General features: G+C 65.4%; 10 protein-coding genes. 2 read left to right on the top strand and 8 right to left on the bottom strand.

Annotation, left to right across the window (positions count from 1 at the left end; translation table 11 throughout):
* Positions 1–206 precede the first annotated feature (206 nt).
* From Q4G50_RS04840 to Q4G50_RS04820, 5 genes are all read right to left on the bottom strand, one after another.
* Positions 207–1,223 (bottom strand): alpha/beta hydrolase family protein, encoded by a 1,017-nt coding sequence (locus Q4G50_RS04840; protein ID WP_303376514.1) that lies wholly within the window; start codon positions 1,221–1,223, stop codon positions 207–209.
* 152 nt (positions 1,224–1,375) lie between these two features.
* Positions 1,376–3,280 (bottom strand): flagellar motor control protein ZomB, encoded by a 1,905-nt coding sequence (gene zomB, locus Q4G50_RS04835; RefSeq protein WP_303376513.1) that lies wholly within the window; start codon positions 3,278–3,280, stop codon positions 1,376–1,378.
* 33 nt (positions 3,281–3,313) lie between these two features.
* Positions 3,314–4,309, bottom strand: coding sequence for a decaprenyl-phosphate phosphoribosyltransferase (locus tag Q4G50_RS04830; RefSeq protein WP_303376512.1), 996 nt, complete (start codon positions 4,307–4,309; stop codon positions 3,314–3,316).
* The gene (locus Q4G50_RS04825; RefSeq protein ID WP_303376511.1) at positions 4,306–4,812 is read right to left on the bottom strand and encodes a phosphatase PAP2 family protein; all 507 of its coding nucleotides are present in this window, start codon (positions 4,810–4,812) and stop codon (positions 4,306–4,308) included. The genes Q4G50_RS04830 and Q4G50_RS04825 overlap by 4 nt, the downstream gene beginning before the upstream one ends.
* A complete protein-coding gene (locus tag Q4G50_RS04820; protein WP_303376530.1) occupies positions 4,809–6,698 on the bottom strand; it encodes a glycosyltransferase in 1,890 nt (629 codons plus the stop codon). The genes Q4G50_RS04825 and Q4G50_RS04820 overlap by 4 nt, the downstream gene beginning before the upstream one ends.
* Positions 6,699–6,834: 136 nt before the next feature.
* Between Q4G50_RS04820 and Q4G50_RS04815 the strand changes: the two genes are divergently transcribed.
* On the top strand, positions 6,835–8,199 hold the full coding sequence (locus Q4G50_RS04815) for a DUF5129 domain-containing protein (RefSeq protein ID WP_303376510.1): 1,365 nt from the start codon (positions 6,835–6,837) through the stop codon (positions 8,197–8,199).
* Here the strand turns inward: Q4G50_RS04815 and Q4G50_RS04810 are convergent.
* From Q4G50_RS04810 to glf, 3 genes are all read right to left on the bottom strand, one after another.
* Complete coding sequence (locus Q4G50_RS04810) at positions 8,196–8,819, bottom strand: three-helix bundle dimerization domain-containing protein (RefSeq protein WP_303376509.1); 624 nt, start codon at positions 8,817–8,819, stop codon at positions 8,196–8,198. The two genes, Q4G50_RS04815 and Q4G50_RS04810, sit on opposite strands and share 4 nt — an antisense overlap.
* A 191-nt stretch (positions 8,820–9,010) precedes the next feature.
* Positions 9,011–9,625 carry a low molecular weight phosphatase family protein gene (locus Q4G50_RS04805; RefSeq protein WP_303376508.1) on the bottom strand — a complete coding sequence of 205 codons (615 nt, stop codon included), beginning with the start codon at positions 9,623–9,625 and terminating at the stop codon, positions 9,011–9,013.
* 93 nt (positions 9,626–9,718) lie between these two features.
* Entirely contained in the window at positions 9,719–10,912 is a 1,194-nt protein-coding gene (gene glf / locus Q4G50_RS04800; RefSeq protein WP_303376507.1) for a UDP-galactopyranose mutase, read from the bottom strand.
* Between the two features lie 191 nt (positions 10,913–11,103).
* On the opposite strand from glf, the gene Q4G50_RS04795 reads away from it, so the two are divergent.
* Positions 11,104–13,068 (top strand): N-acetylmuramoyl-L-alanine amidase, encoded by a 1,965-nt coding sequence (locus Q4G50_RS04795; protein WP_303376506.1) that lies wholly within the window; start codon positions 11,104–11,106, stop codon positions 13,066–13,068.
* The last annotated feature ends 139 nt before the right edge of the window (positions 13,069–13,207 follow it).

Below are 13,207 nucleotides of genomic sequence, written 5' to 3'. Positions count from 1 at the left end.
GGTTCCCGGGGGTTCCCCTCCCCCGGGGTGCGCTTATCGACGCCCACCCGTTCCCGACGTCACACGCCAGTGAAAGGTTGTTGAAGTTATAGTCGCCGTATGGCTTGCTTAAGTTTAAGTTGAACTTGAGACTTTAGCGTAGGCCACGCCGTGCCGAACACGAAAAACCCCGGAAGGAGTTCCTTCCGGGGTTTCGCCGCAGCCTGTTACCAGGCGTTCATCACGTCGAGGACGCGCGGCTTGGTCTTTTCCATCTGGTAACCGAACTGGGTCCAGTTGTGGATGCCGGTGATCGGGTAATCAGCGGTGACGTTGAGGCCGCTGGCGCGGGCCTTACCCTCCCACAGGCGGGTGGAGACGCGGGCCAGCATCTCCAGCGGAGCACCCGAGAGCTTCAGGTTGAGCGGGTAGGCGGCGTCCTCCGGGCCGGGGATACCGGTGGCGGCCGAGATGTAGACGTCCTTGCCGCGCAGGCCCTCCATGTTGAGGAACGGGTCGTTCTCAAAACGGCGGGGGCTGATGAGGGTGCCGTACATGGCGTTGATGTTGAAGCCGCCGGCGTCAAGAAGCGCGACACGCATGAGGGTCTGCATACCCGGCATGGTCTGGGTGAGGTAGCCGGACCAGGACAGGGCCTGACGGAACTGGCCCGGGTGCTTGGCAGCCAGGTTCAGGGCCGCGGTGCCACCCATGGACAGGCCGGCGATGGAGTTGTTGTCCGGGGCGACGCCGAAGTGCTGCTGCAGGTAGCGGGGCAGCTCAGAGGTGAGGAAGGTCTCCCACTGGTAGGTGACCGGGTTGTTCAGGTCGTAGGTGGCCGGGTTCTCCCAGTCCGCGTAGAAGGAACCGGCGCCACCGACGGGCATCACGAGGGTGATGTTGGAGTCGGCGTAGGTGCGGGGGGCATTGCGGTCCACGGTCCACGCGTTGGCGTGGTTGGTGGCGCGCAGGCCGTCGAGCAGGTAGAAACCGGCGTTGCCGCCACGGCCGGCCGGCTGGATCTGGACAGTGATGTTGTGGCCGGTCGACTCGGACCAGACGTCACAACGCTGGACCCAGTAGGCGACGGCGTCCCACTCACAGTGACCGGTGTTGTCGGGGCGCAGCCACCCACGGTTGTCAGCCTTGGCCACACCGGCACCACCGGTGACCATGACGGTGATGGCGGTGGCGAAAGCGACCAGAAGGGCGATGGCCTTGCGGCTCACGCTGTTGACGGACATTGTTCTCCTCGGCTTTGGCGTATCTACTTTGGGACTATCGACCGCACCTGCGCATCCGTTACGCACATCCGAGTCCCTACTGCGTGACACTCTAGAGCAAAAGGTAACGAAAAGCTCATTGTTTCGTTACCTAGCTGTGACAATTGTGGGGTCTACCTGGGGTTCTCGGGCGAAATATTGTTTGGCCACGCCAACCTTATTCCGGGGGTAACGGGGCCATATTCCTCGATGACCTCATCCGGGTCGAGGCTGAGCTCCAGGGTGCGCCCGTCGGTGAGCGCGAAGCGGATGTTCTTCAGGAAACGCTTCGGGCTCATCGGTTCCCGGTAGGAGGCCATGAGCTCGGCGATCGCCGGGGTCTGCAATGACTCCCGCACCCTCGTCGTCTCCTCCTGGTCGTACCAGGGCGGCAGATAGTCCAGGGGCATGGAGGTGTCGGCGGCCTGCCAGGAAAAAGGCAGCCACTTGTCGTGCCCGACCCGGGCGTCCGGGTCACGCGGCTGGCGGGCAGCCAGGGGGGTGGCCAACCCCACCGTGTCCAGCACGCGCATTTCCAACGGCGCGTTCATGCTCGTCATACCCAAGTTGATGTGGAAAAGGGTCGGCGGGTGGCCTACCAGCCCGGTGGGATCGCCTCCCTCGTACTCGCGCGGGATACGGGGGCCGGTGGTCCAGGAGAATTCTTCTTCGTTGAGGCCGAACATCGTCATCAGGCCCACGTCTTCCGCGACGGCCCGCTGCGCGGTCTCCGGGTAGTCATTCATGGCCTTGGCCGTGAGGAAGTCCGTGGCGAACATCGGCGGATCATTCTTCTCGCGGAAGGTGGCGTACGTCCAGAAGTCCCGCTCATCGACAATGCCGAGTTCCTCGTAGTCCGTCTCCCAGTCAATGGGGTGGCCATTGATGGTGGTGGTAACCGACCACCAGCACAGCGACGCCAGCCCCAGGGCTGCCAGGCCGTCGTAGCGCAGCGAGGTGGAGCGAAGATCCGTCAACGGCACCACCATCACCGGCAGCAGCAGGGCGAACAGGGGCAGCAGCAGCATGCGGCCGTGCATGAAGTCACCGCCGACGCGCAGGACATACAGCAGGTGGAGGGTGCCAGCCACCAGAACCAGGGCGGTCACCGTGACGGGGGAACGCAGGTTGAGGGGCGTGCGTGACGTCGATAAGCGCCACAACGTCACCGCCCCCAGGGCGAGCAGCAGTGCCAGCGCCACCCACAGGACGTAGGGCTCGGTGAGGTCGAGGACGTAGTCCCACCCGGAGGCCCACTCTGCGTCGCCGGCCGACTTGGCCACCGCCGTGTGCGGGGTGAGCAGACCGTAATAGCCCATGCGGAAGATCTGGTAGGCGGCCGGAACCGGCAGCGCCACCGCCAGGATGAGGGCGCGTTGCTTCCAGGACGTCGCCGCGACAAGCAGCAGCAGGCCCGCCAAACCGCCGTAGAGCGCCAACTCGGGGCGGACGAGCCAGGAGATACCTGTCCAGAAGGCCAGGGCATAGGTGATGTGGTCGCGGGGAGCGCTCGCATGCCGTCCCCCGGTGGGCGGGTGCGACCAGGTGGCCAGAAGCCACCACAGCCCCGCGATCCAGAGCAGACTCAAACCCCACTCCAGGCCGGAGGTGGCGAAATCCCGCGCCGGCGGCAGCGCCAGGTAGACGAGCCCGCCGGCCGGGATGAGGATCAGGCTGGCGCGTCGACGGTGGAGCCGGGCGGTGCCCCACGCGGCGACACCGAGGGCGGCGGTGGTGAAGGCCAGCGCCAACCAAGTGGCGATGACCTCCAGGCGGGCATCGGTGACCAGCGCCGCCAGGTAAATGAGGTACTGCCACAGGGTGGAGGTGTTGGCCTCCACCCGCTCCCCCGCGTTGAACACGGGGCCGTTGCCGGCCAGCAGGTTGCGGACGGTGCGCAAAACGATGAGCCCGTCATCGCTCATCCAGCGCCGACGCCACCCCCCGATGAATGCCAGAATCGCCAGCACCAGGGCCGCGCCGGCCCCGGACCACAAGGTCAGCGAGGCCCGCGAGCGCATTCCGGCAGCCGTGGTCATAGGTGCTCATGTTAGCAGGGGGGCAGGTGTGGACTAGAGCATCGGCACCAGGTACACCGCCATGACGATGCACAGGATCCACAGCAGTGCCAGCGCCTGCAGGACACGGTCCGTCAGGGCCATCTCATCGGGCGCCCCACCGGCACCACGGTCGACGTCGGCCGCATAGCGCAGGATCGCGATGGTGAACGGCACCATAGAGACCTGGTACCAGACACCGGCCATCCCCTCGACGGAGTTGGAGAGCTGGAAACCCCACAGCGCGTAGCTCATGACCACGGCCGTGGCGGCCAAGGTCCACACGAAACGCAGGTAAGTGGCAGTGTATCCCTGCAGGGAGCGGCGGATCTTCTTACCGGTCCGCTCCGCCAGCTGCAGCTCTGCGTAGCGCTTACCGGAGGCCATGAACAGCGAACCGAACGCGGCGACCAGGAGGAACCACTGGGACAGCTCAATCCCCGCGGCCACACCACCGGCCATGGCGCGGAGCATGAAACCGGAGGAGACCAGCGCGATATCGATCACCGGCAGGTGCTTCCAGCCGAAGCAGTAGCCCAGCTGCAGGGCGATGTAGACCGCCACCACCGCGGCCAGCCCCCACCCGGAGGAGGCCAGGAAGGACAGGCCGACCGCCGCGATGATGAGGATGACGGCCATGGCGTAGGCCAGACCCACCGGCAGCATGCCGGAGGCGATGGGGCGGAAACGCTTGGTGGGGTGCTGCTGATCGGCCTCGACGTCGCGGGCATCGTTGACCAGATAGATCGACGAGGCAGCGAGGCAGAAGACGATGAAGGCGAGGAGGACGTCGAGAAGCGTGCGACCATCGGTGAGCGCCTCAGCGCCGGCGGCCGCAGGGGCCGCGACCACGAGGACGTTTTTCACCCACTGCTTCGGCCGCAGCGCCTTGATCATGGCGTCCGGGAGGTTCTTCGGGGGGCGCCGTTTGCGGGTGTTGTCGATCCCCTCGGTGTGCGGCTCCGGGTAGAAGATGCCGGTCTTCTCCTCGACCGGGTGTGACTCGCTCACGCGCTCTTCCTCTCGATTGCGGTGATGACCTTGGCCGTGGTGGCTCCCAGGACGGCGCCGGCCAGGGTGTCGGTCGGGTAATGCACCCCCAGAACCATACGCGAGATCATCATCACGGGAACACCGAGCAGCGGCGCCTTCGACCCCGTGAGGTCGGACAGGCTGACCAGCGCGGCGGTGGTGGAAGTCGCGTGGGAGGAGGGGAAGGACAACCGCGAGGGCGTGCCCACCCCCACCTTGATCCGCGGGTCGTGCGGGCGGGTGCGGCGCACGATGCGTTTGATCACCACGGAGGCGGCGTGGGCAGTGAACGCCGAGGCACCCAGCGCCAGCCACTGACGGCGGCGGCGGGCATCGAGGGCCGCGCCCGCGCCAGACAGCGCGAACCAGCCGAGGGCGTGCTCACCGAAGTGCGACAACGTCGTGGCTGCAGGGATCACCCCCTGCTTATCGACGAGCGCGTCCTGGACCTTGATCAACAGTTCAACTTCGCGGTTGCTCATTCGAAGATTTTCCTCCAGGATTCGCGGCTGACCAGTTCCGGCTGGGCGGCGCGGTAGGTGTCGCGGAGTTCGTCGAAACGCTCGGCGATCTCCTTTTGCAGCGCCCATGTCTCCTTGAGCAGGCGTTCGGCGAGTTCGCGGTCGCGCTTGCGGTAGGCGACGCCGTTGTTGCCTGCGGTGGTGACGGTCGCGCCGTCGAGACGCGAGAGCGAGAACCAACGGGCCTCCGCCGGAGACAGGTTGGCCTGCGGCGTCTCGTGGTGACGCGGGTCCTCCTTGCCCAGGGAGTGCTTGAGGCCCTTGAGCAGCCAGCCGACCTTCTTGATCTTGGCCAGGCGCCCGCCGATGTCCGCGGTGGGCACACCCGGCGCGCCGGAGGCGGCGGGTAGGTCAGCGGCAGAAGGCAGGACGACCGCGTCGGAGTAGTTCTTCCGGATCGCGGCGATACGTGGCAGGGAGGTCTCGAGGATGTCGAAGAGCTGATCCGGGCCGGCGAGGAAGTCCTTCATCGACTCGATCTGGATGGCCAGGGTCGAGTACTCCATGCACATGAGGTGCTTGAAAGTGGACTTGCGCATCGAGGCAATCAGCCCGTCGACGGGACCATCATGGTTCAGCGCCGCGACAATGAGGCGGTTGCGCAGGTGGAAATACGCCTGCCAGTCGATGGCATCGTCCTTATCGGCCCACGCCATGTGCCAGATGGCCACGCCGGGCCAGGTCACCGTAGGGAAGCCCGCCTTGCCGGCGCGCAGGGAGTACTCGGTGTCGTCCCACTTGATGAACAGCGGCAGGGGTTGCCCGATCTGCTCGGCCACCACGGCGGGGAACATGCACATCCACCAGCCGTTGTAGTCGACGTCGATGCGACGGTGCAGGTCGCGGGTCTCCTCCTCGCCGTCGCCCAGCGGGTGCTTCGCAAAATCGTGGTCGTAAGTGGAGTGCGGGGCCGGGCCCCACATGAAGTCATGGCCCTGCACGATCTCACCCATGGTGCGCAGCTGTGAGCGTTCCTGCAGGTTAAGCATCTGCCCGCCGACGATGATCGGGGACTTCGCGTATCGGCCGACCTGCACGGCGCGGAGGATGGACTCCGGCTCGATGGCGATATCGTCATCCATGTAGAGGATGAACGGCGCCTCCGCCACGTCGCCGAGGGCCTCGTACATAATGCGGGAGTAGCCACCGGAACCGCCGAGGTTGCCCTGGCGGAACTCGTGGAAGCGCTCCCCGAAATGCGCCGTGGCCTCCTCGTAACCGGGCTCATCGGCGGGGTGCTGGGTGCCTTGATCGGGCATGATGACGGCGGCGATGGCGGCGTCGACAAGTGGGTCCTCGCCGAGGGCCTGCAGTGCGGCGACCGCATCGTGGGGGCGGTTGAACGTCGGGATGCCGACGGTGACGCGCTTGTCGAAGGGCCCGACCTGCGTGCCGTCCGGCATGGTCTGCGGGCCGGGCTGACGGTCGGCGTACCAGCCGGCCTCGGTGATGGTGGTGTCTTTTTCCGCGGTGACGTCGAACCACAGCCAGCCGCCGTCCTCGAAATGGGAGAGCGGGATGGTGAATTCGGCCACATTATCGGTGACGAGCTGCCCGGTGACGGCCACGCGCGTGCCGTCAATCTTCGAGCGGTACACCTCGACGCTGGCCTGACCGGCGATGTTCATCCGCAGCAGGACATGATCCAGCTGCGACCAACGGCGCCAGTAGCTGGCGGGGAAAGCGTTGAAGTAGGTCTGGAAAGAGGCCTCCGCACCGGCGGGGACCGTGATGGTAACCCGGTCCTCCCAGCTCAGACGCTCTTTGTTGTGCTCGGCCTCGATGAGGTAGAGCATGCGCACATCGTGCGGCTCGCCCTTGCGCGGCAGGAGGATGCGCTGCAGCATCTCGCGGACGGGGGTGTGTTGAGTGTTGTTCACGTCGGGTGAATCCGCCTTTCGACTCATCTCCGGAACAAGGGTAGTGCCCCGCGGGCGGAATCTGGGCCCCACTCACCGATAACAAACGCTTATCCTGGGCGCCATGAGATCCCTCCTCATCGCGCTCCTCCTCGGAATCGGTCTCCTCGGGCTCGCCCCGGCCGCTTCCGCCGCCGAACGGGTCGAGGTCCTTGACCTCGCCGAAGAGCTCTCGGCTGCCGATGAGGAGCTCCTCCGCGACCGCACCCCGGGCATTGAGCTGCCGGCCGAGGTCACCGACGTCACCTACATTCTGTTTCCCGAGAATGACGACAACCTCAACGACACCGTCCGCTACTTCGGGGAGGACTCCCGTCCCGACCTGATCTCTGCCGAGGGTGACAAGTTCGCGCCCGGCGCGCTCATTATCGCGGTTGGCCTCGACCCGCGCCGTATGGGCGTGTACTGCGGCGATGACGTGTGCGATGCCATCAGCTTCTACTCCACCGGCCGCCAGGATGGCATCCTCGACCGCATGGAGCAGCCGCTCCGCGACGGCAATTGGGCGGCTGGCATGCTCGAGGGAGCCCGTGCCGTGGCCGACCCGACAGCAGTGCGGGAGAGTTCCGAGTTCCCGGCCTGGGTGGGCTGGGTCTTCGGACTCGGTGGCGCGGTAGTGGGTCTGGGGGCCGCCGCATGGGCGGTCATCGCTACGCGCCGTTCCCAGGCCCGCAAGGCCCGTGAGCAATTCGACGTCATCCAGCGGGACTATGGGCGGGTTGCGCAGGAACTGCAGGCCATTGATGTCCGCGCCCATTCGCTCACCTCTCCCCTGGCCAATGATCAACTGCGCGGCCAGTGGGAGGAGGTCAAGAGCGGATTCCTCGGCCTCAACGAGACCTTCGACCAGCTTGACGGGCTCACGGTGGATTCACCGGATCAGGAGTTCAGGAAACGCCATAAGGCGCTGGCTACCGCACACGAGCAGGTCACCAGGATGAAAGCTGCGGAGGAGAATATCGAGACGCTGGCGCGAATGGAGCACGGTGACGCCGACATCCGGCGCCGTGAGCTCACCGAGATGCATGAGGATATCCTCGCCGCCGGAATCGCCCTCGACGACGCCGAGTTACAGGCCCGCCTCGAGCGTATCGACGTCCGCGTCCTCGCCCTTCGCGATCGGCTCACGGATCCGGCGTTCATGGATCACTTCGCCGATCTCATCACGGAGCAGCGCATCATCATGGAGGCGGCCCAGCAGAAGCTCTACGCGGATTCCAAGGTGAAGATGAGCGACAAACACCACGCCCCCGCACTTTGGGACAGCACCTGGCGCCCCGGTTACGGCTACGGGAACTACGTCCCCTACGGCATCATTCACACCTGGCACACGGCCGATGTGCAGGCGTCCCAGTCGGCATCATCCTCGGCTACGACCGGATATTCTTCGGGCGGGTTCTCCGGCGGGGGAGCCTCCCGTGGTTTCTAGGCGGCCAGTTCGCGGGAGCGGGTCGGCACACCGAGTGCGGTGAGCAGCTCACCGACGCGGGATTCCAGGTTGTCGGCGAAGGTGCGGATCTGCTCGATGCCCAGGCCGTCGGTGGTAGGGATGTTCCACTGCACGTAGGTGCGTCCCGGCAGGTCGTGCGGCTCCTCGGCGTCGAGGTAGACGACCACATCGGAGGCGGACAGGGTGCGGTGGGGCGCGCGGTAGGTGACGCCGTCGGCGGCCAGGCCGCGCTCATCCATGACCCACTCGATGAGGGCATCCTCACGGTTCTCGGGGTGGGTGTCGGCAATGGTGGCGACCACACCGCGATCGCTCATGTGACGGGCCAGGGAGGCGGCCAGCACGGCGCGGGCGGCGTTGGTGCGGCTGGCGAAGAGAATTCTCTTGCGCGGCGTGCCGACATCACCGTGAGTCCACAAGTGGTCCTCGATGCGGCCGGCGGCCTCGCGGTGGACGAGGACGGGGAGGAAGTCGGCGAGACGCGCGGTGGCGACGTGCTCGTCGATGACGGAATCGAGGATCTCGTCGATGACGGCGGAATCGGCGCGGTGGCCGAAGCGGGTGTAGAGATCCTCGCGGACGGACTGGAAGTTCTGCATTGTTCTGACCCTTTCGTGTTGTTCACTTAGCGTTAACCTTAAGTGAACAGAAGGTGAACACGCAAGTAGGCGCGCAGGGACTTTGGCGTTAGATTTCCCAAACCCGCAGGTCAAAGGTGTTTACCCAGAGTTAACTTTAAGCCGGGAACAATGGAAAAACGCCCCACGAGGGGGCGTCGAAAAGCATCTTTCTAGGCGGCGTAATCAGCCTTGCCGAGCTCCACCAACAGCTCCTTGACATGCGCCTCGATGTCATCGGCGATCTCGCGGACCTTCTCGATGGGCTGACCGGCCGGGTCGGCGATGTCCCAGCGCTCGATGCGGTCCGCGGGGATGCCCGGGACCTCGTCGACGCCCAGCAGCACCACGACGCTCGCGCGGTGCACCGTGCGGGGCACGATCTCCTTCTGGTACAGGTGACCAGTGGGGATGCCGCGCTCCTGGAGCACCTCGATGACCTGCGGGTCAATGCCACCCACGGGATTCAGGCCGACGGAGCGCACGAAAACGCGGTCGCCCACTGCCTGGGCGGTGATGGCGGCAGCCAGCTGGGAGCGGCCAGCGTTGCGCTCACAGACGAAGAGCACCTCTGGGCGGGCGGTGCCACTGCGACCCTTGGCCTCGGCGCGCTCTTCGAGGATCTCGGAGACCTCGCGCTCAACGATGACAGGGAGGAACGTGTCGATCTTGGCGTTGGCCTCGGCGGCGGCGATCTTCTCGTCAAGGAGCTCGTCGATGGTGCGGGCGTAGAAGTACTGCCCGTACCGGCGGTGCATATCCTCGCGGACGATGGCGTAACGGTCCATGATCAGGGGCCTTTCAGTCGGGCTGGAAACACCTGGCGTTTCCTCGTTGTTAACCTAGAGTTAACTTTACTCCCGCGGGGCCCCGCCGCACAACTAGTGGCCGCGCTCCTGCTCCAGCGCCACACCCTCCGCAAAGAACGGCACCAGCTTGTTCTCCCACAGGGTCAGCGCCGACGCGATCGCCATGTGCATATCCAGGTACTGGTACGTACCCAAGCGACCTCCGAAGAGCACCTTATTATTCCGCACCTCGGCCGCGGCGAGCTCCCGGTAAGCCTTGAGCATCTCGCGGTCCTCCGGCGTGTTGATCGGGTAGTACGGCTCGTCGCCCTCCTCCGCGAAGCGCGAGTACTCCTTCATGATCACCGTCTTATCCTTCGGGTACACATCCTCCCGCTCTGGATGAAAGTGACGGAACTCGTGGATCCGGGTGTAGGGAACGTCGGCATCGTTGTAGTTCATCACCGGGGTGCCCTGGAAATCACCGGTCTGCTGGACTTCAGTATGGAAGTCGAGGGTGCGCCAGCCGAGCTGGCCCGCGGAGTAGTCGAAGTAGCGGTCGAGCGGGCCGGTGTAGACAACCGGGGCGTCCGGGGACTGCGCGCGAAGTTCATCGCGGACCTCGAACCAGTCGGTGTGGAGCGAGACGTCGATAAGCTCGTGCTCCGCCATCCGCTCCAGCCAGGCGGCGTAACCGTCGACAGGCAGGCCCTCGTAGGTGTCATTGAAGTAGCGGTTGTTGAAGTTGTAGCGCACCGGCAGGCGGGTGATGTTGCCGGCCGGCAGGTTCTTCGGGTCCGTCTGCCACTGCTTGGCGGTGTAATCCCGGATAAACGCCTCGTAGAGGGGGCGGCCGATGAGCGAGATCGCCTTCTCCTCCAGGTTGTTGGCCTCCTTGGAGTCGATCTCGCTGGCCTGTTCCTTGATCAGCTCACGCGCCTCATCCGGGGAGTAGTAGCGGCCGAAGAACTGGTTGATCAGGCCCAGTCCCATGGGGAACTGGTAGGCGGTGCCGTCGTGCATGGCGAACACGCGGTGCTGGTAACCGGTGAAATCCGTGAACTGGTTGACGTAGTCCCACACCTTCTTATTAGAGGTATGGAAGAGGTGGGCGCCGTACTTATGGATCTCAATGCCCGTTTCCGGCTCAGCCTCCGAGTAGGCGTTGCCGCCGAGGTGGTTGCGACGCTCGACGATGAGCACCTTCTTACCCAGCTGGCTGGCCGCGCGCTCCGCGACGGTGAGTCCGAACAGTCCGGAGCCGACAACGATGAGGTCATAAGTCATGGGGTTCAGGCTAATCGACGCCCGCCCCTCCCACCCGCTGCAACACCGCGCACGACACGCCGGGCGTCTCGAAGGTTAATTCTTGTCACACCAGTATCATGGGGCGCAGATGTGTACTAGAGTTCACTGGTGACCTTTACGTCACACCTGTATCCGTTATTTTTTGCGCAACAAACCAGGGAGTCCCCACCGTGCAGCAGCGACGCCGTATCGCCACAGGGCAGACCAGCGTCAACCCGACGTTGGCCGTAGTCCTGTCCCTTGCCCTCATCGTCTCCGCCGCATTCGGCGGAAACCAGATCCTCCAGACCCAGGACGCCGGCACCGGCCCCGTCGAGGTCTTCCAGGCCACCGATTCCTTCGCCTCCGGCGACAACGTGCTTATCGACGACGCCGCCATCGCCGCCCAGTCCGGCATCCCCGGCCCGCGCACGGTCAAGGAGTTCACCCGCGACGAGCAGTTCACCATGTTCGCCCTGACCTGGACCGATCACCGCGACCTCGCCGCCTTCGTCCGCGCCGAAATGCCCGACGGCTCCTGGGGCCCGTGGTGGGACGCCGAGGCCATCGGCCAGCTCGGCCCCAACGGCGAGAACGGCACCGAGCTCCTCTACGTCGAGCCCACCAACAAGGTCCAGGTCTCCATCACCGGCGTCGACATCCTGGGCGCCCCGGAGGAGCCGGAGGTGGACATCAACATCGCCGAGGAGGCGGCTGTTGATGTTCCGGCTGTCGAGGTCCCGGTCTCCGCCGGCCTCGCCCCGCTGCCGACCAACTACGGCGACATCCAGCCCGTCGCCGACGTCGCCGCACCCGAGGACCTCGATGTGGTCTTCATCGACGGCAACGCCGCCGAGGGTGGCATCGCACTGGCCACCGACTCCATCACCCGCGGCATGCCCAAGGTGGTTTCCCGCGCCGGCTGGGGCGCGCCGTCCGGCAACCGCTGCCGCGTCACCGTCGACCCCAAGCTGCAGGCCGCCGCGGTGCACCACACCGCCGGCTCCAATAACTACACCCGGGCCCAGTCCGCCAGCATCATGCGCGGAATGTACAACTACCACGCCAACAGTCTGGGCTGGTGTGACATCGGGTACAACGCGGTCGTCGATAAGTTCGGCACCATCTACGAAGGCCGCGCTGGCGGGCTGGACAAGAACGTCCAGGGCGCACATGTCGGCGGTTTCAACCATGGCACCTTCGGCATCTCCATGATGGGCAACTACGATGTTGTCCCCACCACCCCGGCGATGATCCAGTCCGTTGGTGAGATGATCGGCTGGAAGGCCGCTCTCGCAGGCTTCAATCCGCAGGGCTCCGCCTCCTACACCCCGCTGAGCTTCCCCGGCTCCAGGCACACCGGCGGCGTCCCCATGACCTTGTCGAACGTCTTCGCGCACCGCGATGCCCACGTCAACGCCTGCCCCGGCCAGTACGGCTACGCGCAGATGGGCACCATCCGCAGCATCGCCGCAAAGAAGGCCGAGCAGATGCGTTCCGGAGGACTGACGGACAACACCCCGACGACCTCCCCGACAACCACCCAGACCACCCCGCCGACCACCACGCAGCCGCGTCCGAATCCGCCGGTCAACCGCGAGCCGGCACCGTCCAACCCGGCCGTGAACACGCTGAGCAGTGCCGCGGGTGGCGACACTACCGCCCTGCTCACCATCGCCGGCACCCTCGCTGGCCTGGCCGTGGCCTTCCTGGCTTCTAACGGATCTCTCCCGGGCGGTACCCAGCAGGTTGGCGATGTCCAGATCCTGGACAACGTCAAACTCGAGGACCTCAAGCCCGTTCTTGACGTCGTCTCGACCCTCGCCAGCGACCCGAAGATCACCCAGGCCGTGGACCGCGTGGGCGGCAATTATGGTGCGGTTCTCGGCGATCCGCGCGGCGGCATCAATACCACCGGCACCACCTACGCCCTGTTTGATAACGGCATCATCATCGACGAACAGGACGCCCCCGAGGCCCGCGCTCTCTGGGGTGTGATCGGCGACCTGTGGGCCGCGCAGGGCTTCGACTTGGGCCCGCTCGGCATGCCGCTCAACGAGCAGTACAACGAGGGCGACCTCATCCGCGTCGACTTCGAGGGTGGCTACATCACCTTCAATCCCGCCGACGGCAACGTCGACGTCAAACTGAGCTAATCGACGCCCCCTTCAGCGGCCCTCGACTTCACTGTCGGGGGCCGCTTTGCGTTGCCGCTACCTGCACTTTTGCAGGAATTCACCCCCGTTAATCACCCCCATGTCCGAGGCGTCGTTTAAGGTGTGTTTCGAACGGATA

The sequence above is a fragment of the Corynebacterium sp. genome (assembly GCF_030538285.1).
In the GTDB taxonomy this organism is placed as follows: Bacteria; Actinomycetota; Actinomycetes; order Mycobacteriales; family Mycobacteriaceae; genus Corynebacterium.
This window is presented reverse-complemented; position numbering and strand designations above follow the sequence as displayed.

Excerpts from the sequence above, each read along its gene's own strand:
- Q4G50_RS04840 (WP_303376514.1), bottom strand. The coding sequence starts at position 1,223 with ATGTCCGTCAACAGCGTGAGCCGCAAGGCCATCGCCCTTCTGGTCGCT.
- zomB (WP_303376513.1), bottom strand. The coding sequence starts at position 3,280 with ATGACCACGGCTGCCGGAATGCGCTCGCGGGCCTCGCTGACCTTGTGG.
- Q4G50_RS04825 (WP_303376511.1), bottom strand. The coding sequence starts at position 4,812 with ATGAGCAACCGCGAAGTTGAACTGTTGATCAAGGTCCAGGACGCGCTC.
- Q4G50_RS04820 (WP_303376530.1), bottom strand. The coding sequence starts at position 6,698 with ATGCTGCAGCGCATCCTCCTGCCGCGCAAGGGCGAGCCGCACGATGTG.
- Q4G50_RS04815 (WP_303376510.1), top strand. The coding sequence starts at position 6,835 with ATGAGATCCCTCCTCATCGCGCTCCTCCTCGGAATCGGTCTCCTCGGG.
- Q4G50_RS04810 (WP_303376509.1), bottom strand. The coding sequence starts at position 8,819 with ATGCAGAACTTCCAGTCCGTCCGCGAGGATCTCTACACCCGCTTCGGC.
- Q4G50_RS04805 (WP_303376508.1), bottom strand. The coding sequence starts at position 9,625 with ATGGACCGTTACGCCATCGTCCGCGAGGATATGCACCGCCGGTACGGG.
- glf (WP_303376507.1), bottom strand. The coding sequence starts at position 10,912 with ATGACTTATGACCTCATCGTTGTCGGCTCCGGACTGTTCGGACTCACC.